Below are 23,068 nucleotides of genomic sequence, written 5' to 3'. Positions count from 1 at the left end.
CCGGTGCTCGCTAATTTCGCCCCCATGAGGAAAACACGACTGGCCGCGGCGTTCGCGGTCACCACACTGGCCGTTTCCGGGGTGGCCGCCTGCGACAGCGCGGACGACGAAGACCACCCGGCGGCCGCGGCGCTCGCATGGGGGCCGTGCCCGGCGGCGGCGCCGGGCACGGCCCGCGATCCCCGGCTCACCTGCGCGAAGGTGAAGGTCCCGCTCGACTACGGCCGGCCGGACGGCACGGCGATCGAGGTCGTCGTCTCCCGGCTGGGCGCCACCGATCCCGCGAAGCGGCACGGCGTCCTGCTGCTGAACCCGGGTGGTCCGGCGCTGCCGGGTCTCGACACCCCCGGCGCGATGGCGCCGACGCTGCCGAAGTCCGTCCTGGACGGCTACGACCTGATCGGCTTCGACCCGCGCGGCGTCGGCACCAGCACCCCGCAGACCTGCGGACTCGAAAACCCCAGCGTCGCCGCGCTGTTCCCCTTCCCCGCCGCCGACGGCTCGATCGACGCGAACGTCGAGGCCGCCCGCGCCACGGCCGGGAAGTGCGCCGCCGAGGCCGGGGAGAACCTGCGCCACTTCACCACCGCCAACACCGCCCGCGACCTCGACCGCGTCCGCGAAGCGCTCGGCGAAGCCAAGATCTCGTACTGGGGCCAGTCGTACGGCACCTACCTCGGCACCGTCTACGGCACGCTGTTCCCGGACCACACCGACCGCGTGGTCCTCGAAGGCAACGTCGACCCCGCCCACGTCTGGGCCGGGGAAGCGCGGAGCTGGGGCAAGGGCATGGCCGAGCGGTTCCCGGACGCGGCCGCCGTCGCCGTCTCCCTCGGGCTCGGCAAGACCCCCGAGGACGTCACCCGGACCTACCTCGCGCTCGCCGACCGGCTCGACCGCACGCCGGCGCCGGTCCCGGGCACGAACCAGTCCTTGAGCGGGGCGATGCTGCGCGGGGTCACCTACGCCCTGCTGATCCACAACAACACCCTGCCGGTGCTCGCCCAGGTCTGGAAGGCCGCCGCGGACCTGGCCGACGGCCACCTCACCGAAGCCGACGGCAAGGTCGTCCAGCAGGTCTTCGCCGACAGCCCGGCGGCCCCGGGGGTGCCCGCGGACAACCAGGCGGCCATGTTCCTGGCCCTCACCTGCGGGGACGCCGAGTGGTCCCACGACGTCGGCAGCTACGCCGGTGCCACGGCCGCCGACCGGAAGGCCTGGCCCCTGACCGCGGGCATGCCGGCGAACATCTGGCCGTGCGCGTTCTGGCCGAAACCGGTGGAGAAGCCGGTCACCGTGACGGACCAGGGTGCGCGGAACACGCTCATCCTGCAGAACCGCCGCGACCACGCCACGCCGTGGGAGTCGGGCGTCGGGCTGCGCCGCGCCCTGGGGAACCGCGCGGCGCTCGTCGGGGTCGACAACGGCGGGCACTACGTCTACCACGAGGGTTCGGCGTGCGCCGACAACGCGACCGTCACGTTCCTCGACAGCGGGCGGCTGCCGGAGAAGGACCTCGACTGCACGGACGTCACCGCACACTGATCCGGTCCGGTGCGCCGCTGCCCATCGCTCTCCCCGAGGGCGATGGGCAGCGGCGCGACCACGAAGGGCCCGGCCTCGCTAGGCTCCCCGCCATGCCGACGCTGGGACGTCTCCGGGACCGCTGGGCGCGCGTGACCCCGGCGGCCAGGGACGGCGCTCTCGCCGCGGTCGTCACCGCCGCCGCGTTCGTGCCGGTGCTGTCGATGATCGGGGCGCAGTTCGGCGACCTGCCGAGGCACGACGGCGGGGCCGCGGCGCTCCTGCTGGTGCTCGGGCAGACGCTCCCGCTGGCGGTGCGCAGCCGGTGGCCCGCGGCGAGCCTGGCGGTCATCGCGACTTGTTTCGCGGCGCACGAAGTGCTCGCGTACCCCCCGACGGTCGGCAGTCTCGCGCTGTACTTCGCGCTCTATTCGGCCGGGGCGCGCGAGGAGCGGTTCCGCCGGGCGGCGCCGATCGCGGTGTCAGCGGGTTACGTCCTCTTCGCGGTCCTGGTCACCTTGCGCGGCTCCCCCACGGAACTGCTCACCTACGCCGTCTACTACGTCGTGCTGGGCCTGTTCTGGTCGCTGGGCGCGCTGGTGCGGCAACGACGGCGGCAGGAAGCCGAACGGCGGCGGCTCACCGCCCGGGCCGCGGCGGCGGACGAGCGGGCCCGGCTCGCGCGTGAACTGCACGACGTCGTCACCCACCACGTGACGGCCATGGTCGTCCAGGCCGACGCCGCCCGGTACCTCCCGCCCGAGAACGCCCCCGGCGTCTTCGCCGCCATCACCGGCTCGGGCCGCGACGCGCTCACCGAGCTGCGGTTCCTGCTCGGCGTCCTCGAAGCGACCGGCGCGCGCACACCAGGACTGAGCGCGTTGCGCGGCCTCGTCGAGCAGCCGGGCCGGGACGTCGAACTCGTCGAAGCGGGCGAACGCCCGGAGCTGCCGGCGGAAACCGAGCTCACCGCGTACCGGATCGTGCAGGAAGCGCTGACCAACGCGGCCAAGTACGCCGCCGGGCGGCCCGCGAAGGTGCGCGTCGGCTACGGTGCGGACCTCCTCGAAATCGAGGTGACCACCGAGGGTCCGCCGACGGCGGCCGGTGCGCTCGGCTCCGGCGGCCGCGGGCTGGCCGGGCTGCGCGACCGGGTCGGCGCGCTCGGCGGCCGGTTCAGCGCGGGGCCGTCCGGGGACGGCTTCCGCGTCAGCGCCGCCTTCCCCACCACCGAGATCCCCGCCGGGAGCGACCGATGACCGACGACCCGATCCGCGTGCTGATCTGCGAGGACCAGCAGCTCATCCGCGCGGGGTACGTGGCCGTGCTCGGCGCCCAGCCGGACATGGAGGTCGTGGGACAGGCCGGGAACGGCCGCGACGCGCTCACCGAGATCGGCCGGCTGCGCCCGGACGTCGTCGTGATGGACATCCAGATGCCGCTGCTGGACGGGATCGAAGTGACCCGGCGCGTCGCCGGCCCCGACGCCGCGAACCCGGCGAAGGTCCTGATCGTCACGACGTTCAACGTCGGCCAGTACGTCTACGACGCGCTGCGGGCCGGAGCGAGCGGGTTCCTGCTCAAGGACGCGCCCCTCGACGAGCTCGCCGAGGGGGTGCGCACGGTCGCGCGGGGCGAGTCGCTGCTCTCCCCCGCGGTGACCCGGACGCTCATCGGCCGCTACGCCGACCGGCTCCAGCCGGTGGCGCCCGCCGGCGGTCCCCTGGACCGGCTCGCGCCGCGGGAGCGGGAGGTGCTCGAGCTGATCGCCGGCGGCCTGTCGAACGCCGAGATCGCGGCCGAGCTGGTGCTGAGCGTGGAGACGGTGAAGACGTACGTCTCGCGGATCCTCACCAAGCTCGACCTGCGGGACCGGGTGCAGGCCGTGGTGCTGGCCTACCGGACCGGGCTGGTCAGCGCCGCGGGATGAGCTTCGCGCGGCGCAGCAGCAGCGCCGTCACCGTGCCGCAGCAGAGCAGCGCGAACAGGCCGGCCTCCGGGCCGAACGCGCCGCCGGTGAGCGCGTCCGGTCCGGAAAGGACGGTCCGCAGCAGGCCGGGTTCGCTTTCGGCGCCGGAAACCGCGGTGCCGAACACGCCGCCCTGGAGGAAGTTCCACGCGAAGTGCAGGCCGATCGGCAGCCACAGCGACCGCGTCGCGGTGTAGGCGACGGCGAGCATGGCGCCGCCCTCGACGGCGATGGCCAGCGTGCCCCACAGGGTCGCGTTGCCGTTGACCAGGTGCGTCAGGCCGAAGAGCAGCGACGAAACGACGATCGCGAGCACGCTGCCGACGCGTTGTTCGAGGATGCGGTGGAGCACGCCGCGGAAGAGCAGTTCCTCGGTCACCGCCACCGAAGCCATCGACCCGGCGACGCCGAGGCAGGCCCAGAACGAGCCGCCGGAGACGTCGGCGCCGGTGAAGACGAAGGCGAGCAGCATGGTCGCGAGGAAGGCACCGGCCCCGACGAGCACGCCGCGGCCGAGACCACCCCAGCGCCCCGGCGTGGCCAGTTCCGTTACCTCGTCCCGGTTTTCGACCCGCCGGACCACCCACTTGTAGGCGACGACCGCGCCCGCGGCGGCGGCGAACCCGACCAGGAGCCGCAGGACCGGCACGCCCGCGACGAGCGCGTCGAGCCCGCGGGCCGCGACCAGCAGCACGGCGGTGGCCAGGAGCAGGAGCGGAACCCGGAAGCGCAGCAGCGCCGGCTTCCGTTCGGTGGGGCTGGTCATCGGGCATCCTCTCGCCGAGTTTTCCGGGGTGCGGCGAGATTACGAGCGAGCCGTGCAGTTCCGCGTCACTCCGTGCCGGACACCTGTGTAGCTCTCGAGAGGGAACCGTGGCTGCCCGCCGGACGTCCTGAGGAGTGACCCGGTTCTCGCGCGCGGAAGGGGTGTCCCTCGTGCTTCGCCCGTGGTCGCTCCCGCTCGTCGTGGTCGCGCTGCTCACGGAGATGGCGATCGCGATGATCACGACGGCCGTGGCGCAGTCCCCGACGATCGACGAGCCGGTCTACGTGGGCACGGCGACGGTCTACCTGGAGCAGCACAGCCTCCGGTACAACCCGGAGCACCCGCCGCTGGGCAAGCTGATCGTGGCGAGCGGGCTGGCCTTCGCCGACGTCCACCTCGACCCGGCTTTCGCCGGCGACCAGACGCAGCTGGGCCGGCACGTGCTGTACGAGCCGGGCAACGACCCCGGGCGGCTGCTGTTCCTGGCGCGGCTGCCGACGATCGTGCTGACGCTGCTGTTCGGGCTGGTCGTCTTCGCGTTCGCGCGTGATCTGACGGGCCCGGCGGGCGGGGTGACGGCGCTGGCGCTGTACGCGTTCTCCCCCGACGTCATCGCGCACGGCTCGCTGGCCACCCTCGACGTCCCGGTGACCGGGTTCCTGCTGACTTCGACGTGGCTGCTGTGGCGGGCCCGGGACCGCCCGGCCCGGTACCTGCCCTTCGCCGGGCTCGCCCTGGGCGCCGCACTGGCCACGAAGATGAGCGCGCTTCCCGCGGTTCCCGTGCTGCTGACCCTGGCCGCGGTGTCCTCCTGGCGAACCGTTCCACGGCTCGGGCGCGCTGTCGCGGCGGCGATCGGGGTCGCCCTGATCGCGGTCGCCGTGGTGTGGGCCGCTTACCTCGCGGTGGATCCGCGGCTGCGCTGGGCGGAGCCCGCCGGCTTGCCGGCACTGCACGGCCCGCGCTCCCTCGCCGGGTGGCTGCCGCTGCCCCGGCCGTACGTCGACGGGATGCGCGTCCAGTTCGCCTTCGAGGACCGGACGTGGAGCACGTTCCTGTTCGGGACCTACCACCCCGGCGCGCTGTGGTACTACGTCCCGGCGGCACTGCTGGTGAAGCTGCCACTGGGCGCACTGGCCCTCGGCCTCGCCGGCGCGGTCGTGCTGGTCGTGCGGCTGCGTCCCGCGGCGCTGTACGTGCTCGTCCCCACGGCCGTGCTGCTGGCCGCGGCCATGACCAGCACCCGCGACCTCGGCGTCCGGTACGCGATTTCCGTCCCGATGTTCCTGGCCGTCGCGGCGGCCGGCCTGGTCGTCGTCCACCGCCGGTGGGTGCACGCCGCGGTGGCCGCACTGGTCGTCTTCGCCGCCGTCAGCTCGCTGCGGACGTTCCCCTACTACCTGCCGTACTCCAACGAGGCTTTCGGCGGCCCGGCCGAGACCCACCTCCGGCTGCACGATTCGAACGTCGACTGGGGCCAGGACCTGGGCCGGCTGCACCAGCGGTACCCGCACGACCGGCTCTGGCTCGTCTACAAGGGCAGCGGCGTGCCCTCGGCGTACGGCATCGACGCCGCCGACCCCCGCACCGTGCCCCCGGACGAGGTCCACGGGCTGCTCGCGGTGTCGGACTCGGCCATCGCGAAGGCGGACGCCCAGCTCACGGCGCTGCTCTCCGGAAGCGTGCCGATCGACGAGGTCGGCCACTCGATCACGATCTACCGGCGGCCGCAGTTTTAGGTAGGACTCCTAGCTACTTTGTGGCATGCTGGTGGCGTACCACCCGCCCGTGAACCCCAGGAGAAACCGTGACCCGCATCGACCTCGTCGACCCCGACCGGATCACCGACCAGCGCGCCGAAACGCTGTCGGAGATCAAGGGCGCGTTCGGCCTGGTACCCAACATGTTCCGCGCCGTCGCGAACTCCCCCGCGGCGCTGACGAGCATGTGGTCCCAGTTCGCCGCCCTCGGCACCGGCACCCTCGGCGCCAAGCTCGGCGAGCAGATCGCGGTCGCGATCGCCGACCGCAACCGGTGCGACTACTGCCTTTCCGCCCACACGATGCTGGGCAAGAAGGCCGGCGCGACGGCCGAGGAGATGACGACGGCGCAGACCGGCCACTCCACCGACCCCCGCACCGACGCGGTGCTGAAGCTGGCGACGGCCCTCGTGGACCACCGCGGCCAGCTGGGCGACACGGACCTCCAGTCCGCCCGCGACGCCGGCCTGACCCAGGAGGAGATCGTCGAGACGGTGGCGCACGTGGCGTTGAACGTGTTCACGAACTACATCAACGTGGCGCTGGAGGTTCCGGTCGACTTCAAGCGGATTCCGCTGACGCGCTGACCGACGCTGCGGCCGGGCCCGCGGGCCCGGCCGCGGAAGCCGTGACTACTCGTTCTCGCCGAACTTGATCAAACGCGCCTGCAACTTCCGCACTTCAGCCGGCAACCCAGGCACCACCCGACGCGCTTCGGCGATGAGTCGCGCGTTCTCTTCACATCTCCCGTCCGAGGCATCCGCATACAGGGGATGCTGAACGAGCGTTGCGGCGACAACCCCCGAGGAGTCAGCCCCTGGAAGTCGTCCAGGAGTAGCCGAAGCGGCCATTTCTTCGATCTCAGCCAGCCGCGTCCCATCGAATTCTTCGCTGCTCACAATTTCCTCGCCATCAACCCTTCATGACCTTCGGCACGATAGCGTCGGCAAGGACGTCCAGCGGTTCGGCAGCTCGCGGCCGGCGCCCCGAGTACTTTTCCACCACAAATCCCAAGGCGAGAATTTGCTCACGGCGACCCGAGCGAGCTCGAGCCGAACTTCGTTCCTTTCGATGAGGAACAGGATCTCGTACGCACACGCCGCAGAAGCAGCAACGAGACACCTGCGCTCCGACTCGGCCGGCCCCAGCTCGGAGGAACCAATCCTGACTGTCACCTCAGTACGCCCAATTTCGCCACCGCCCGCTTACCATCCACCGTGGCAGCCGCAGCCATCACGATCAACAAGGTCTCGCCAATGCCCCGAACAGCCAAGATCATCCAAGTGCGACTGTCGCACTAGCACTCAGCAACCCACGACCGATTTCCGCAAAGTTCTCCTTGAAATACCCAGTACGAATATGGAACGACTCTTCGGACGGGAACCACCTCGGCACGGATACCAGGAGCAGGTAGACAAGATGCAATTCAGCGACAGTGAGCGACACCGCAAGGGCATCGGAGCCCGAGCATCGACTCCCCGCCTCGACGACAGCATTTTGAAGAACGCCAAATTGAACCAAGAACGCAGTCTCGGAAATATGAACATCCTGGGCCACCAAAGTAGCCGCACGTATTACATCCCGACTCGACGTCGTAATCTGGAGTTCAACTCCTCCATCGACAGGAGCAACTCGGAATCCGGCCCTCATCGGCGCACATACCGGGGAATCATACTTCCGCCAGGCCCCTTGAATTGAGCTCCATTGAATGCGTCCGCCGACATCTGATATCCGTGGATCATGTAAGAATTATCGACGACCATATTGCCATTCACGGCGTCGTAAGCGACTTGTGACCCTGTTTTCGCATCCACGTGCGTCATCCTACCCTCCCATGACGCGAAATACTCACCGAGCGCGTCCGGGTTGTGCCCGATCCCTGGCAGCTCGCCCGCCAGAGGTCCGGCGAATTCCATTCCTGAAGCGAGTATCCCGGAAGCCGGGACGCCCCCGATGGAACATACGCAAAGCTGAATCGAAAGCGTAGAAACCACACCAAGCGCTTCACTGGAAATTTCACTAAGTCGCTTCATGCCACTCCGACTATCCATCACCAAGGACGAAGGCAAGGATCTCGATCTTGAGCCGTACTCACCCCTGATTGGGGACGCCTCGCAGCTAGCCGCAGCGGCTCAGACAGCTGCGCGGCCTATGCCGAGATCCTGCTGGTGGAGCACCACGCGTACGGGACACGTTGCAGCCCGGAGGCCACCTCGAGCCGACCGACATCACGCTGATCGACGCGGCGGTGCGCGAACTGGCGGAGGAGACCGGTCTTGACCCCGGCAAGGTCGTCCCAGCGTCGCAGACCCCTGTCTATATCGAGTTCGACGAGGTCCCGGCGCGACCGGCGAAGGACGAGCCACAGCACTACCACCTCGACATCGGCTACTCCTTCACGACGGCGCAGGCGGACATCGGGGACATCCAAGAGTCCGAGGTGACGGGTGCCGCCTGGTACCCATTCGCCGTGGCCGAGCGCCGGGTCGGGCCCCGCATCGCGCGGGCGATCAGCGGGCCAGCCCGGATCGGTTGAGCGACGCGGTCGCATCTTTCGAGACGCACGCGCAGCGTTGACGGTCGCGCTCTCAGCCGATACCGGCCCAGGTTGCCGGGTGCCGACACACCGCCCTCACCCACCGTCTCCAGCCCCACTGAGCGTGGGCGACGGCGTTCCAGGTCGGCACGATCGGCGCCGCATGCCTCATCGAGAGCGCAGGCAGGTGCTGTCGGCCGTTTCGCGCGGACCCGATACGCTTCGCGCGTTGCCATGCAACTGGATCTTCAGGTTGCACGCCGATCCCCGGGCTCGGCGACCAATAGCCTCGAAACTTCGTGGTCGTCGCAGCCGGCACCCTGAGGAGTGTGGATCACCAGCGCGAGGGGTGTGGCATCGGTCGATGCATTCTCCGACCGATGCCACACACTTCGTCTCCGCATCAGTTCGATCCGCAGCTCCAAACAGGTGCCGCCGCACGGACGAAGGCTGCGGGCCGTTGCCCGGCGCGGTTCCCTTCCTTCAAGCCACGGTCAGTCGTGAGCTGGCCAAGAAGCCAGCGTCGCCATACCGCGCTCATCCACCGCTCCAGTAACTGCGCGCGACGAATGGACTGCCGGCGCCTGTCTATCCAGGTGTTTGCCGCGCGGGGTTGTCGCCCGGCACTCCGGGTGGTGCGGATGGAGCTCCGATACCGCTCGACGAGCGCGAACAGCTCGTCGCCACCTTCCTCGTCCAGCCCCGGCATCTTCGTCGGCCCGTCGCCGTCAAAGAGCCCGCCTCGAGCCGACGGCTATTCATGTCGTCGTCATTTGCCCCAATTACAGAACGGGTCCTTGTTCTCCAGTTGTGGCCACACCAATCGCAGCGAAGAGGCGAACTTGCTGGCAACTGACTCCAACATTGACAGCAGTTCCTGATAACCAATCTCTTCCACATTAGGCTTCGGCACCCAGTTCGTGCGAGACTCGCAGGAAATATTCACAAGTTCGCCCTTGAACTCGAAGATCAAGCGCCTTTCAAGCCCTTGCCCATAGAAGTCGATCTCAGCAGACGTACGATCCCGAATTCCCCTCAATGCTTCCGGCAACTGCTCAACGAATGTTGAAAGATCATATTTGACGTCAACCGGCCATTCAAGCTGCCCGAACCCGCTAACTTCAAAGGAACATTCATTCTCCGCCAGCACCGCACACAGGTCCATCACTACCGACTCGAATTCGAGGGAGGACGGTAGCGCAGGCGCCTCCGAAACAATGGAATCAGGAGCCAAAAAGTTGACTTTGAACGACGTTGACATCATTCCTATCCCACGACTATCGGGAACGCGGTCCGATACGGACCGGTTCGCCCAGGCACAAGCTGAGCATGGGTCGCCGGCACAACTGAACCGTCCGGCTTGATAACAGTCCCCATTCCTTCCTCCAGAGGAATTTGCCTAGCCCCCGAACTGGGGTCATAGTGATCTCTCAGAAACGCAGCTGCGTCGGCGTCATTCGACCATTGCCCCTGATCAGTACCTGTACTACGAGCTCGATCAGTCAAGCTCCGCGTGTTTCGGGGACCAGCACCATGTTCGCTGAATGTGTGGCCAAATGTCGGCCGACTGTTCGTGTTCCAGTTGGTCGGGTTCTCCGCCGCACAATCACACGAATTGCCCTTGGCATCAACTCCACCGCCACAGTTGTGCACCAGTACCGGGACATCACCGGCGTATACATAGTACGTGTGCAGCGAGTCGATCGTCAGGTCGTACGTGACCTCCGTCGAGTGGTACGGCGTCACCTCCTCGACTGTCGCCTCGCCACCATCCGCCATCTGCAGGCGGTCGTCCACCTGCAGATTCACCGCTTCGACGAACTCGCCGCGGGTGACGTCGTAGAACGGGTGATGGTACGTCGTCGTCAAGGTTGACGCTGATGCCGTGGTCGCGCCACCCGTCACCACAGCCGCAGCGGCCGCCAGACCCGCCACTACACCCCTCACCGCGCGACGAACCTGGTTCGGCTTCACCTTCAGATTCACGAAGTCGTGGTCGGTTTCCGTCTTGATCACCCGGTCAACCGGGTGCGCCTCAAGCCCGGCCTTCCCCGGCTGCGAGTTCGAGATCCGATCCCCCACCTTCAACGCCGAGATCGGCTTCGAAGAACCATCAGCCAACAAGACCTTCGTGGAAGCGAGGAAGCTGTGGATCGGGCAGGCCGCCGGCTCTTCCGAAGAACTTCGCCCCCGAGCCCGCAGACCGCCAAGCGCCCCGAACGCCGCACCGCCGACACCACCGGCCAACGCACCCGACCCAGCCGCCGACAACGCGCCACCCACCGAACAATCACGGCCGCAGTTCAGGCCGTAGCCCGCCAGCGCCGTCACACCGCCGCTAACCGCAAATACGCCGCGCTGGGCAGACCCCGCGCGGCACCTCCCGCAACGCGCCGCTGAGCGCCTCAGACACCAGACGACCGCCCAGATGAAGATCCAAGAGATCCGGGTCGTCCTTGATCAACTCGGTTTCGAACCATCCAGCCGATCGCGGCGCGGAGACCATCGTCGAGGTCGACTCCCACGAAGCCACCATCCTGCGAGTTCGCCACCGATCACTCACCCGAACGAAGGACCCACGAGCACCTCAGCCGCCGCTTACCGATCTCCGTTTCCGACGTTCAGAAACTGACTTCTGAGATCGACCTCAACACAGGTTGATCGGACACGCTCAGCGCACGAACTTGCCTCCATGGCCGCTGCGGCGAGAGCGCCGGCACCCCCATCAGCAAGCTTGCGAGCATCCCGCCACCACGAACGATCCTCCAGCTTCGCAAGTCCGCTTTCCACCTGGCGACCGTATTCACTGTCAACCAGGTGCAGGGCGTCGAACACCCGCTCCGTACAACCAGCAATGGAGTCTAAATCCGACCTTTTTCGCACATCAATAAGAACCCCACCAAGCTCCAAAAGAAGATTACCTAAATCTGCCTTCCCTTGCGAAGCAGAAATGCGCCTTCTGACAGGGTTTCCGCCAACAAGACCTTCAAGGTCAGAAATATTGTTTATGACGGCCCGCAGAACGTCACGCTCGCCACCATCGTTTGAAATCTTTTCAGCCAGACGCTGAAAGTCACTCGTTTTCCCGGCCAGCACGGCCACCAACGGCTCGAGGCGCACCAGAGACAAGGCCAGCCAATTCAACTGAAGGCCGACAGGAAGAATCCGGACGAGGTCGCGTCTCTGCCGCATGAACGCCGGATACCGTACTCGAGGAACCGAGCCGATCAGCCACAGCCGGGCCACCCGCTCATCAATGGAACGCCAGAGCACAGAAACAGCCTCGATGCGCATCGGCTCCGGCAGTGAGCTGTCGTAGTCGCAGATCATCGTCAAGATCTTCGGCCCCGAAGCCTCGAATTCGACGTGCATGGCATCTTGAGAGTCCTGCCCAGCCAGGAAACTCACATCTCTTTCCAATTCCTGCGCCGGAGCTTCTTCAAGGGTCTCGAGATCCCACCTTGCCCGTTCCCGGCCTTCTCCGAGATTCTCCGAGGTTGGCCAAGAGACAACATTGACCCTCGTGGACCTCGATCCCTTCCAGTCAAAGCTCATTGTTGTCTCCCGGTCGCTTTTCGAGTACACATCTCACAGAGGGAAGTGTGTGAGCACCTTCAGATAAGGAAGCGCTCCTGGTCCGAAGATGGTCTCTTCAGGCATGCCCTCGCCCGTCACCCGGGTGGTGATGTGCCCTTCTTCCACTAGTCGATCATAGGTACACTTGCACATCCTGCCGATGACGACCGACGCTCCTTCCACGGAACCGCCATTCCTCGTCACTCCCCATTGAGCGGCCGTGCTCAGGTTGGGATCGTCACCTCCGGAGACCCGGTAAGTGAAGTACTTCCCGGGCTGAGCAACGCTACCACCACTCGAAGCGGCCTTTGCGGAAGCAGAGTTCAACCCGTTCGCCGCGATGTTCTCCGCGTGTGCCGTCGTCGTCCCATGTGCGAAGTCCATGAATTCGTCACAGTTGTGGACCAGGACCGGGACGTCGCCAGCAAAGACATAGTACGCGTGCAGCGAGTCGATCGTCAGGTCGTACGTGACCTCCGTCGAGTGGTACGACACCACCTCCGCAACCTCGGCCTCGCCGCCGTCTGCGGTCTGCAAGTGGTCACCCGGCTGCAGGTCCACCGCCTCGACGAACTCGCCCCGCGTCACGTCGTAGAACGGGTGGTGGAACGTCGTCGTCAACGTCGTCGTCAACGTCGTCGTCAACGTCGTCGGCTCCGCCGAAGCCGGGGCCGCGGCACCGGTCACCACCGCTGCCGCGACAGCCAGACCCGCTGCCGCACGGCCCAACGCCCGCCGCAACGGCTTCACCTTCACGTTCACGAAATCGTGGTCGGTCTCCGTCACGATCACCCGATCGACCGCGTGCGCCTCCAGCCCCGCCTTCCCCGGCTGCGAGTTCGCCACCCGATCCCCCACCTTCAGCGAGGAAATCGGCTTCGACGAACCATCCGTCAACAACACCTTCGTGGAGGCGAGGAAGCTGTGACACCCCACCGCCTCCCGCGCCGAGCTGCCACCCCGGGCTCGCAGACCACCCAAAGCCCCGAACGCGGCCCCACCGGCACCACCGACCAGCGCGCCGGAGCCAGCCGCCGACAAAGCGCCACCCACCGAACAGCTTCGGCCGCAGTTCAACCCGTAGCCCGCCAACGCCGTCACGCCGCCGCTGACCGCACCCGAGCCCGCACCGATCAAGCCCTGCGTAGCCGCCTGGGGCAGGACACCGTCCAAAGCCTCGGACACCAGCCGACCGCCCAGCGGGCCCGCCAAGCCGGCACCCAAAGCGCCGCCCAAAGCCCCGAGACCCACTGCCTCGACCGCACCACCGACAGAACAGTTGTGCGCCTTCGAACAATCCATCCCATAAGACACCGCACCACCGACCGCACCACCGATGGCCGCGCAGCCCACCGCGCCGATCCCCAGCGTCGCCGCCGTGCACGCCGCGCCGACGATCACTCCCGCCGCGATGCCCGCAATCGTCGAAGCATGATCCTTCACGAACGTCGCCACGTGCGAAGCCGCCGACGCCGCCGCATGCCCCACCGCCGTCGCGGCCGTAGCCACCGCATGACCCACGCTCTTCGCCGCCGACGCCACCGCGTGGCCCACCGCCGCCGCCGCGTGCACCACCGCGTGCGCTGCCGTCTTCACCGCCTTCGCCACCGCGTGGTACGCCGTTTTCACCACATGCACAGCCGCGTGGTAAACCTTCTTCACCGCTCGGACCACATGGTGGTACACCGTGCGCACCACCCGCGCCGCCGCGTGGTAAGCGTCGCGGACCACGTGGTACGTGGCCACCGCCACGTGCACGATCGGCTGCACCACATACGTGTTCACGAAGTGCGCCGCCGGCTGGATCACCTGGTGGTACACGAACGACGCCGCCGGCTGCACCACGTGGTTGCTCACGAACGACCACGCGTCGCTGAACCAGCCGTGCCCGGACGGGTCCGTGCCCGTCATCGGGTTGTCGTCGACGTAGGCGAACTTGTTGGCCTCCATCGGGTTCGGCACCGGGCTGTTCGACACCGTGTCGCGGTTCATGAACTGCCCGACCGCCGGGTTGTACCAGCGCGCCGCCATGTTCACGTTGCCCGTCGACCGATCCGTCCAGCCCGACTGGTACCCCAGCTTCCCCTTCACGTTCGCCGACGCCAGCACGTTCCCGAACGGGTCGTACGTGCTCGAACCCGCCAACGCCGAGCCGGTCGCCGTGAACGTCCCGACGACATCGGTGTGCTGGTCCACGAACGCGAACGCGCCGGTGCCGCCCGAGGCGATGCCGACCAGGCCGCCGCCGGGATCGCGGCTGTAGGTCGACGTGCCGTCCGAGGCGATCGCGTTGCCCAGCCCCGAGAACGCGAACGTCGTCGTCGCGCCGGACGCGATCGTCGTGTCGGTCAGGTTCCGGCCGAGCCCGTCGTAGCCGAAGTTCTGCGAGCCCTGCACGATCATCTGGCCGAAAGCGTCCGAAGAGGACACCAGGGAGCTGGTCGAGGACGCCCGCTCCCGCAGCGTGCCGCGCGCGCTGTAGGTGTAGGTGTTCGAGCCGTCGGACGTCAGCTCGTTGCGCGCGTCGTAGGTGTAGGTCGACGAGCCCACCTGCGTGCGGTTGCCCGCCGCGTCGTAGCCGTAGGCCACCGTGCTGACGCCGTTGTTCCACGACGCCAGCCGGTCGGCGAGGTCGTAGGTGTAGGTGTTGGCCGCCGCGCCGGTGAAGCCGGCGGTCGTCTTCGACGTCAGGTTGTCGTTGCCGTCGTAGCCGTAGCCGACCGACGCGATCGCCGCTCCCCCGGCCGTCTTCAGCGTGTCGCCGGTCAGGCGGTGCAGGCCGTCGTAGCCGAACGTCCGGGTGTTGCCGGTCCCGTACGTCACCCCGCTGACCTGGTTGAGCGCGTTGTAGCTCAGGGTCTGGGAGCCGCCGGTGGCCGCGTCGGTGATGTTCGAGAGCCGGTCGGCGCCGTCGTAGCCGTAGGAGGTGGTGCCCGCCGCGTCGGTGCGCGCGGTCATCAGCCCGTCGGTGTTGTAGGCGAACGACGACGAGCCCGCCGACCCGCTCGCGGTGAGCAGTTCGCCGCGGTCGTTGTAGCCCAGCGTCTCGCTCGAGGCCGCCTGGTGGTCCGAGTGACCGGTCACGCCCGCTTCGGCGGTGGCGACCGAGGTCAGCCGGCCGCCCGGGTCGTAGCCGAACGTCCGGGACGCGGTCGCGGCGTCCGCGCCGCCGCCGGTCTGGCTGACCAGGTTGCCGTCGTCGTCGTAGCCCGCCGAGACGGTCACCCCGCCCGGCTGGGTCTGCGTGACCGCGCGGCCCGCCGCGTCGTAGACCGAAGTGGACGTCCGGTCCGCATCGGTGGTGTAGGCGGCGGTGGCCGGCTCGACCAGCGCCTCGGGCAGGTTCCACGGGTTGTAGCGGGTGATCGTCGGGTTGCCGCGCCCGTCGGTGAACCGCGTCCGGTTGCCCGCCGCGTCGTAGCCGAACGTCGTGGTGATCGACGACGTCGCCGACACCGGCTGGAGCTCGCTCGCCAGCCGGTTCGCGGCGTCGTAGGTGAACGTCCGGGGCGTGCCCCGGCCGTCCACACTGGACGTCAGGCGGCCGCCGGCGTCGTAGGCCGCCGACGTCTGCTTCAGCACCGCGCCGGTCGCGTCCTTGCGGGTGACTTGCACCGGCCTGCTCGACTGGTCGTAGCTGGTCACCGTGGACGTGTTGTCCGCCGCGGTGATCGACGCCTTCTCGCCGAGGTAGCTGTAGCCGTAGCGGGTGGTGTTGCCCGCGGCGTCGGTGACCGACGTGGTTTCCCCGAGCGCGTTGTACCCGTAGGAGGTGAGCGCGCCGTTCGGCGTCCTGGTCGACGCCAGGTTCGCGCCACCGGGGTTGGGCGGGGACGCGGCGTAGGAGTTCGTCGTGGTCGCGGTCAGCGTCGAGGGGTAGCGCTCGAACACCGTCGACGTCAGCGGCCGCGACAGGAAGTCATACGTCGCCTCGGTGCGCGCGCCGTTCGGGTCGGTCACCGACAGGCGGTCGCCGTTGGTGTCGTAGGTCGACGAAGACTTCGCGCCGGACGGCTTGGTGACCTGGGCGAGGTTGCCGAGCTGGTCGAACTTGTAGCCGGTGACGTGGTTCAGCGGGTCCTTTTCGGACATCACCTGCCCGATCTTGTCGTAGATGCGGACGGTGGTCGCGGTGATCGGGGCACCGCCGCCCGGCGGGGTGTAGTTCGGGTTGGTGACCGACACCGGCCGGCCCGACGCGTCGTAGACCGTGGTGATCTGGTTGCCGTCCGGGTCGACGTTCTCGACCGGTTCACCGAACGTGTTGTACCCGTTCGTGGTGACGGGGTGCACCGCGACGGGCGCGCCGCCGTTCGTCTCGGTGTTCACCGTCGGCGCGGTGGTCACCGCCGGGTTCCCGGCCTCGTCGTTCGCGTAGGCCGTGACATTGCCGTTCGCGTCGGTCATCGACGTCGGCAGCCCGCGCTGGTCGACCGTCCACGTCGTCGTTTCGGCCGCCGAAGACGCCGCGGTGCCGCCGTTCCGGCCGCCGGTGAAGATGGTCGAGACCTCGGCCGCGGACAACGCGCGGGAGTACGCCTGGACACCGGCGACCTGCCCGGTGGCGTAGTTGCCGTTGGCACCGCCGGCCCAGCCGTGCCCGATCACCAGCGGGCCGCCCGACGCCATCGGCGACGGGTCGGTCGTGCTCCCGGCGGCCGCGCCGTTGACGTACAGCGTCATCGCGCCGGTGCCGGGGTCGTACGCGCCGGTGAGGTGGGTCCACCCCGCCTGCGCGGTCGCCGCCGATTCGGCGCGGTAGACCGTCGCGTTCGCGGCGTCGGTGCCGTGCCGCGAGAACGACCACTTGTGGGCGGAGCCGTCGTACTCCAGGTAGAGACCGCTCATCACGGTCCCCTTCTGCACGACGAAGGTCTGCCAGGCGGTGCCGAGCGTGGCCGGGTTGACCCAGGCGGACACCGTGTACGCGGCCGCGGTGTTGAGCACCGGGCCGTTGGTGGCGATCTGCGAGCTGGTGCCGTCGAGGGTCGCGGCGCCGCCGGACCACGTGACCGCGGAAGCGGCGGCGGTGTTGCCGGTCCCCGAGGAGTCGGTGACCGTCGTGCCGGACGGCTGGTTCAGCTTCCACCAGCCGACCGGGTGCCCGGCGCCGTCGGCGGCGAGCGACCGGGACGTGAGCACGCCCATCGGGTCGTAGGTGGTGCTGACCGTGCGGCTGCGCCCGGACGGGTCCGACTGCGTGCTCGTGGCGACCTTGTCGTCCGGGGTGTAGGACACCGAAGTCGTGCGCGCCGCGCCGGCGGGGTCGTCGACGGTCTGCGCGACGCGGCCCGCGGCGTCCACTGTGGACGCCGAGGTGTTCGCGCCGTTCCCGGTGACCGCGCCGACGAGGTTGCCGGCCGCGTCGTAGGTGTTCGACTCGGTGACGAAGGACTGCTGCCCGGTCGGGTCCTTGCGGGTGACGGTCGAGGTGAGCCCGTTGTCGGTGTAGGTGTAGGCGGTGGTGTTGCCCATCGAGTCCGTTTCGGACGCCAGGCGCCCGGCCGGGTCGTAGGCGTTGGACTTCTGCGTCAGGAACGTCGCCGGCTGCGGGTCGGCCGGGTTGCCGGTGTACCAGAAGCCCTGGGTGAGCAGCCGGCCTTCGCCGTCGTAGGTCCAGTCCGTTTCGGTGCCGTTGGGATCGGTCTCGCTCTTCTTGTTGCCGTAGGCGTCGTAGGTGTAGGTGGTGACGTTGCCGTTCGCGTCCGTGGTGGACGCGACCTGGTCCTTGTCGTTGTAGACCGAGATGGTGGTCCGGGCGGCGTCGCCGCCGGTGCCGTCGGCGACGGTCTGGGAGGTGATGCTGCCGTCGGCGTTGTAGACGCTGGTGGTGACGGCCGTGTGCACCGCGCCGGTCACCCGGTCGGTCACCGCCGGGTCGGTCTGCGAGACGACCTGGTCGCTGCCGTCGTAGCCGTAGGAGGTGACCAGCCCCGCCGGGTAGCTGTCGGACACCGCGGTCTTGGTCAGCACGCGCCCGAGCGGGTCGTAGGTGAACCGGGTGACGAGCCCGTCGGCGTTGGTCGTGCTGTCGACGTCACCGTTGTGCCGGTAGGCGATCTTGTTGACCGCGCCGCCGGGCGAGGTCGTCTTGACCGGCAGCCCGGCCGGGACGTTGCCGGTGTCGGAGGCGGGGTAAGCCGCGGTGCCGTCGCTGTAGGCGATGGCCGTGGTGCGCCCGTTCGGGAAGCCCGGGACCGGTGGCGTGGTCACCGAGGTCCGGTTGCCCGCGGTGTCGTAGCCGAAAGTCGTCAGGTACGCCGGATCGGTCGCGCTCGCCGACCGGCCGTCCCGCGAGGTGAGCATCAGGTCGTTGCGCGCGTCGGCGGTCGTCAGCTGCGGGGTGGTGTCGTCGGGGAAGTACGTCGAATACGTCGTCGAGCACTTCTCGGCGGCCTGGTTCTGGCAGGTGGTCTGCGAGACGGTGTTGCCGCGGACGTCGTGGCCGACGGTGACCACGTTGCCGTTGGGGTCGGTGCTGGTGTGCAGGAACCCGGACGTGTCGTAGCCGTAGGTCGTCCGGTGCCCGGCGGTGTCGGTCTCGGCCACCTTGTGGTTGCCGGCGGCCGGGTCGTACTGCAGCACCGAAGTCTTGCCACCGGGATCGGTGACCGTCGAGGTCGTCAGCGGGGCGAGCCCCTGCGAGTTGCCCGCGGCGAGGAAGTGCTGGGCGACCTCGCCGGCGGACAGCGCCGACCGGTAGTAGGCGAGCTCCCCGATGGACCCGGTGAAGTAGTTCCAGGTGGTGCCCGCGGGCGCCGCGGGCCAGCCGCCGGTGTTGAAGACGCCCGCGCCGGCGAAGGCGTACGGGTCGACGTTGAAGATCTGCGCGGACAGCGAGCCGATCTGCTGGCCGTCGAGGTAGAGCGCCTGGCCGGTGTTCGCGCCGCTGAGCACGACGTGGTGCCACTTGCCGTCGTTGACCTTCCCGGCCGAGGCCATGCCGGCCACGGAGTTGTCCCAGAAGTGCCCGTGCAGCTTGCCGTCCGTGCCGACGTACAGCACCGGCATCGCACCGGTCGACGGGTTCGCGGCGCCGAGCGGCGAGTTCCCGGTCGAGAACAGCATGCCGGCCGCGGCGGACGTCGTGGCGAACCACAGCTCGACCGACGCGGTGTTCGACGCGCTCACCACGTGGTCGGGCAGGGTGACGCCGGCGACCGTGCCGGGGAACTTCGCCGCGGTCGAGTCGGTGAACGGCCCGGTGACACCGAGCGTCGCGTTCGTGTAGGCCGAGGGCCGGTAGTTGACCTCGCCCGCCGGGACGGCCGTGCCCGGCGCGTCGGCGAGCCGCTGGTACAGCTCGGGGTGCGAGCCGAGCACGGCGCCGCGGTAGACCTGGCTCGAGCCGGCCGCGGTCAGCGGCGCGTACTTCCACGTGCCGCCGTTCTCGTCGCCGATCTGCGTGACCGCCTGGGAAACCGGGTCGTAGGAGACGGTCGTGTGCACCGCGCCGGACGGGCGGGTGATCGAGGTGAGCAGGCTGGCCTGCTGCTTGCCCGCCTGGTAGAGCGGCATCTCCTGGACGCCGGGGACGGACTTGTCCCAGATGCCGACGTCGGCGATCTGCCCGTTGAAGAACGTCGCGGTGCCGGGCTGGCCGCTGTGGGACTGGTCCGGCCACGCGTTGCCGAGGAAGCCCGCGCCGATGTAGCGGTTCTGCGGGCCCATCGGCACGATCGCGCCGATCGACGACCCGACGAACTGGCCGTCGAGGTACATGCCCTGGCTCGTCGAGGAGTGCGTGAACACGACGTGGTGCCACGCGTTGTCGTTGACCGGGTTGGCCGTGGTGATCGTCTTGTCCGTGGCGCCGGTCCAGTACTCGCCGACGAGCTTGCCGTCGTTGCCGACGTAGAGCGCGGGCGTGTACTGCGACGCCGGGCTCGTCGTCTCGGTCAGCGGCATGGTGCTGTAGGAGAACAGAACGCCGTTGGTGGCCGCGGTCTTGAACCACATCGACACCGACATCGTGTTCGGCGCGGCCGCGTCGGCGCGCGGCAGCTGCAGGTACGACGAGGTGCCGTTGAACCCGGCGGCGGTCGCGGCGGACCCGGCGAGCGGACCCGGCTGGCCGAGGGTGACGTCGTGGTAGGTGCCGGCGTCGGCGCCTTCGTTGGTCAGCACCGCGCTCGCCGCGGTCGTCCCGGTCGCTTCGGCCAGTGGCCAGAACGAGTGCGGGCCGACGTCGAGGACGCTGGTGCGGTACGGCGAACCGGCCGTGTAGCCGTAGCGGGTGCAGCCGGTCGTCGTGCCCGGCGGGCAGACGCTCGTGAGCTGGTCGCCTGTGTACCCGTAGGTCCAGGTCAGCGGCGTGCCCGGGGTCAGCTCGTCGGTCGAGACCGTGGCGACGTGCGCGCTCGTGGCGCCGGCCGGAGTGGTCCAGGCCAGGTGCAGGGCCCGTCCGGACACCGCGGACGTGAGGGTCGCGGGGTGCCCGCCGGAGACGGTCAGGTTCACGGCGCGGCCGTTGGCGTCCGCGATGGAGGACAGCTGGTAGACGCCCGAGCCGAGCGCCTGGGTGAAGGTGTAGACCGTGTCGTTCTTGTCGGTGAGGCTGTAGCCGCCGGTGATCGCCTTGAAGGTGGCGAACCGCCCGGCCGGCGGGGAGAACGTGCCGTCGGCGTTCTTCCCGTAGCCCACTTCGGAGCCGTCCGGGTAGGTCACCAGCACGCTGACGACCGTGCCGGAGCCGTCGAAGTCGTACTGCTCGGCCGCGCGCGCGTCGACCAAGCTCGACCAGCCGGCGCCGAAGGCCCCCGACGTGCGGGGATCCCGGGAGTTGTAGTCGCGCACCACCGACAGGGCCGGGCCGACCCCGCGCACTTCCGCGTCGGTGGCCGAAGTCGTGTAGTTGCCGATGCTGGGCTCGACCCCGTGCACGCCGGTGTTCTGCGACAGCGACGACGTCACCAGCGGCTGGTCGACGCTGACGGTGAGCGGGTTCCACGGCGGATCGGCCGAATAGGACGAACCGTCGTAGGCCTGCACGGCCCAGTAGTAGGTCTGGTTGTACTTGAGCTTCCCGGCCGGCACCCGCCAGGTGCCCTCGGCGACCAGGCCGGAGTCGGCGATGGTCGTGCCCGCCTGGTCGGCGACCTGGTAGCGGTACTTCAGCGCGCCCGGGCCGGCGTCGATGTCGTGGGCCGTGGCGAACAGGAACGGGACGAGGCTGGTGGTGACACCACCCGCGCCCGGGTAGGCGGAGTCGACGACCGGCGGCACGTTCCCGCTCGTGGTCAGCGACAGCACCGGCTGGAACCCGGCGTTCATCTGCCAGGAGTCGAACTGCTTCCAGTGCAGCGAGTCGTTCGTGGCCGCGTAGACGGCGAGGCCGTTGTCCGCCACCGACCCGTTGGCCCAGCCGGTGAAGGTCGCCGTGGACAGCGGCACGCTGACCCAGTCGCCCTTGGTGCGGTCGGCCGCGCGGTTGGCGCACGCGGTGGGCACGGACGGCGTGACGTTGCCGATGCTCGCGCCGTAGGAGGGCCCCGGGTACGCGGAGACGCCGGACGGCGTCCAGGTCTGCGTCACCGGGGCGACGTCGAAGCGTTCGGCGGTGCAGGTCGACGCCCAGGTGTCGAACAGCTTCAGCGTCGCGGCGCTCACCGTGACCTGCGAGCCGTCGAGGTCCTTCGGGAACTGGAGGAAGGTGTTCGCCGAGTCGGGCCCGGAGTTGAACGACCCGATCTTGACGACCTTCTCCATGGAGTGGTCGCCGGGCGCGCCGATCTCGGCGTAGGTCGAGGACGGCGTGTCGGTGAAGGTCGGGTCGACGGTCACCGGGAACACCCGCGCCGGGTCGGCCAGCCACTTCGGGTCCAGGGTGATCTTCAGCGCGGGCTTGCCCGCCGCGGAGCTGAGCTCGTACTTGATCGCGTACGTCGTGGCGGGCTCGCCGGAAACCGGGTCGACGCGCGAATCGAAGGCGTAGCCGCGGGGGATCCGCTGCCGGGTCGCCCCTGCGCCGTCGAGCAGGCTCACCGAACCGTCGGCTTCCAGCCGCGGGGTCAGGCCGTCGAGCGCCAGCGGGAAGACCCAGGTGTTCGGCGCGGTCGCGGCGTGCAGGACGAGCGACTCCTTCAGCCCGGTCGCGGTCGGCTCGAGCGCCACGTCGGTGCCCGCGAGCGCGCCCGGGTAGGTCGCGGCGTGGCCGTCGACGCGCGGGGCGACGGCACGGGCTCCCTGCAGGCCGTAGGAAACGGCGTGACCGGCGTCGACGGTCAGGGTGGCCAGTGCGGGATCCGCCGCGTTGCCGGCGAAGTCGACGGCCAGCGAGTTGGCGGTCTCGTGCCAGCGGCCGTCCTGGCCGCCGCGCACCGTCGTGTCGATCGGCCGCCAGCCCCACGGCCCGTCGGCGAAGTTGACCGGGCCCCGCGTGTAGTCGCGGGTGACCGAGCCGTCGGCGTTGGTGAAGTAGTTCATCGTGGCGCTCGACTTCACCGCGTCGCGCCGGCTCGTCGCGGCGTCGAAGCCCCGGGTCGCCACGCCGCTCGGCCCCGGCGTCACTTTCCGGCCGTGGTCCCGATCCGCCGGCAGCTCACCGGGTGCGGCGCCGGGCGCGTGGCCCGTCCCGCCGCGGGCGCGGGTCGACGCGGTGCTCGCGTCGTGGCCCTTGCCGTCGGCCGTGCCGCCCCCCTGCCGCGGGGTCGCGCCCCAGTGCGGGGAACCGGAGAACAGCGAACCGAGCCACGAGCCGAGCTCGGTGACCGGCAGGTGCCCCGGCGTCAGCTGAGCCGCGTCCGCCTGCCCGGTGCCCAGCGAAAGCCCCAGTCCCAAAAGAATTGAGGCAGCGCAAATCCGCGCAGCGCGATGACGCACGAGTCCCCCTCGATGTCCATCCCCGACGAACGGCGGATGAGTTCACCACACGGAAGGGTGTCCGGAAAAGACTCCAAAACAACCAGTTTTGAGATCCCGGACACCAGCCGCGAAGA

Annotated in this window: 11 protein-coding genes; 6 read left to right on the top strand and 5 right to left on the bottom strand. The window is 69.0% G+C overall.

What is annotated here, in order from left to right; all coding sequences use genetic code 11:
- Nucleotides 1–24 precede the first annotated feature (24 nt).
- The 3 genes from ACLJQM_RS12525 (at nucleotide 25) to ACLJQM_RS12515 (ending at nucleotide 3,454) form a co-directional block, all read left to right on the top strand.
- Entirely contained in the window at nucleotides 25–1,545 is a 1,521-nt protein-coding gene (locus ACLJQM_RS12525; protein ID WP_410631315.1) for an alpha/beta hydrolase, read from the top strand.
- 92 nt (nucleotides 1,546–1,637) lie between these two features.
- Nucleotides 1,638–2,783, top strand: a complete 1,146-nt coding sequence (locus ACLJQM_RS12520) for a sensor histidine kinase (protein WP_410631314.1) — start codon at nucleotides 1,638–1,640, stop codon at nucleotides 2,781–2,783.
- On the top strand, nucleotides 2,780–3,454 hold the full coding sequence (locus ACLJQM_RS12515; RefSeq protein ID WP_247022523.1) for a response regulator: 675 nt from the start codon (nucleotides 2,780–2,782) through the stop codon (nucleotides 3,452–3,454). Before ACLJQM_RS12520 ends, ACLJQM_RS12515 begins: the two co-directional genes overlap by 4 nt.
- Here ACLJQM_RS12515 and ACLJQM_RS12510 read toward each other — a convergent pair.
- On the bottom strand, nucleotides 3,438–4,259 hold the full coding sequence (locus ACLJQM_RS12510) for a CPBP family intramembrane glutamic endopeptidase (protein WP_410631313.1): 822 nt from the start codon (nucleotides 4,257–4,259) through the stop codon (nucleotides 3,438–3,440). The genes ACLJQM_RS12515 and ACLJQM_RS12510 overlap by 17 nt on opposite strands.
- Nucleotides 4,260–4,429: 170 nt before the next feature.
- Between ACLJQM_RS12510 and ACLJQM_RS12505 the strand changes: the two genes are divergently transcribed.
- The 3 genes from ACLJQM_RS12505 (at nucleotide 4,430) to ACLJQM_RS12495 (ending at nucleotide 8,555) form a co-directional block, all read left to right on the top strand.
- Nucleotides 4,430–5,998, top strand: coding sequence for an ArnT family glycosyltransferase (locus ACLJQM_RS12505; RefSeq protein ID WP_410631312.1), 1,569 nt, complete (start codon nucleotides 4,430–4,432; stop codon nucleotides 5,996–5,998).
- A 68-nt stretch (nucleotides 5,999–6,066) separates the two neighbouring features.
- The gene (locus tag ACLJQM_RS12500; RefSeq protein WP_410631311.1) at nucleotides 6,067–6,606 is read left to right on the top strand and encodes a carboxymuconolactone decarboxylase family protein; all 540 of its coding nucleotides are present in this window, start codon (nucleotides 6,067–6,069) and stop codon (nucleotides 6,604–6,606) included.
- A 1,607-nt stretch (nucleotides 6,607–8,213) separates the two neighbouring features.
- Nucleotides 8,214–8,555, top strand: coding sequence for an NUDIX domain-containing protein (locus ACLJQM_RS12495; RefSeq protein ID WP_410631310.1), 342 nt, complete (start codon nucleotides 8,214–8,216; stop codon nucleotides 8,553–8,555).
- 769 nt (nucleotides 8,556–9,324) lie between these two features.
- On the opposite strand, the gene ACLJQM_RS12490 is transcribed toward ACLJQM_RS12495, so the two are convergent.
- The 4 genes from ACLJQM_RS12490 to ACLJQM_RS12475 all read right to left on the bottom strand — a co-directional run bounded on the left by ACLJQM_RS12490 (nucleotide 9,325) and on the right by ACLJQM_RS12475 (nucleotide 22,910).
- Nucleotides 9,325–9,816, bottom strand: coding sequence for a hypothetical protein (locus ACLJQM_RS12490; protein ID WP_410631309.1), 492 nt, complete (start codon nucleotides 9,814–9,816; stop codon nucleotides 9,325–9,327).
- Nucleotides 9,817–9,821: 5 nt separating this feature from the next.
- A complete protein-coding gene (locus ACLJQM_RS12485; protein ID WP_410631308.1) occupies nucleotides 9,822–10,886 on the bottom strand; it encodes a polymorphic toxin-type HINT domain-containing protein in 1,065 nt (354 codons plus the stop codon).
- A 267-nt stretch (nucleotides 10,887–11,153) separates the two neighbouring features.
- Complete coding sequence (locus ACLJQM_RS12480; RefSeq protein WP_410631307.1) at nucleotides 11,154–12,110, bottom strand: hypothetical protein; 957 nt, start codon at nucleotides 12,108–12,110, stop codon at nucleotides 11,154–11,156.
- A gap of 33 nt (nucleotides 12,111–12,143) precedes the next feature.
- Nucleotides 12,144–22,910, bottom strand: coding sequence for a LamG-like jellyroll fold domain-containing protein (locus ACLJQM_RS12475; RefSeq protein WP_410631306.1), 10,767 nt, complete (start codon nucleotides 22,908–22,910; stop codon nucleotides 12,144–12,146).
- Between the last annotated feature and the right edge of the window lie 158 nt (nucleotides 22,911–23,068).

This window comes from Amycolatopsis sp. cmx-4-83 (genome assembly GCF_046548815.1).
GTDB classification, from domain to species: domain Bacteria; phylum Actinomycetota; class Actinomycetes; order Mycobacteriales; family Pseudonocardiaceae; genus Amycolatopsis; species Amycolatopsis pretoriensis_A.
The sequence above is the reverse complement of the archived record's forward strand: the minus strand, read 5'-3'. Positions and strand labels throughout refer to the sequence as shown.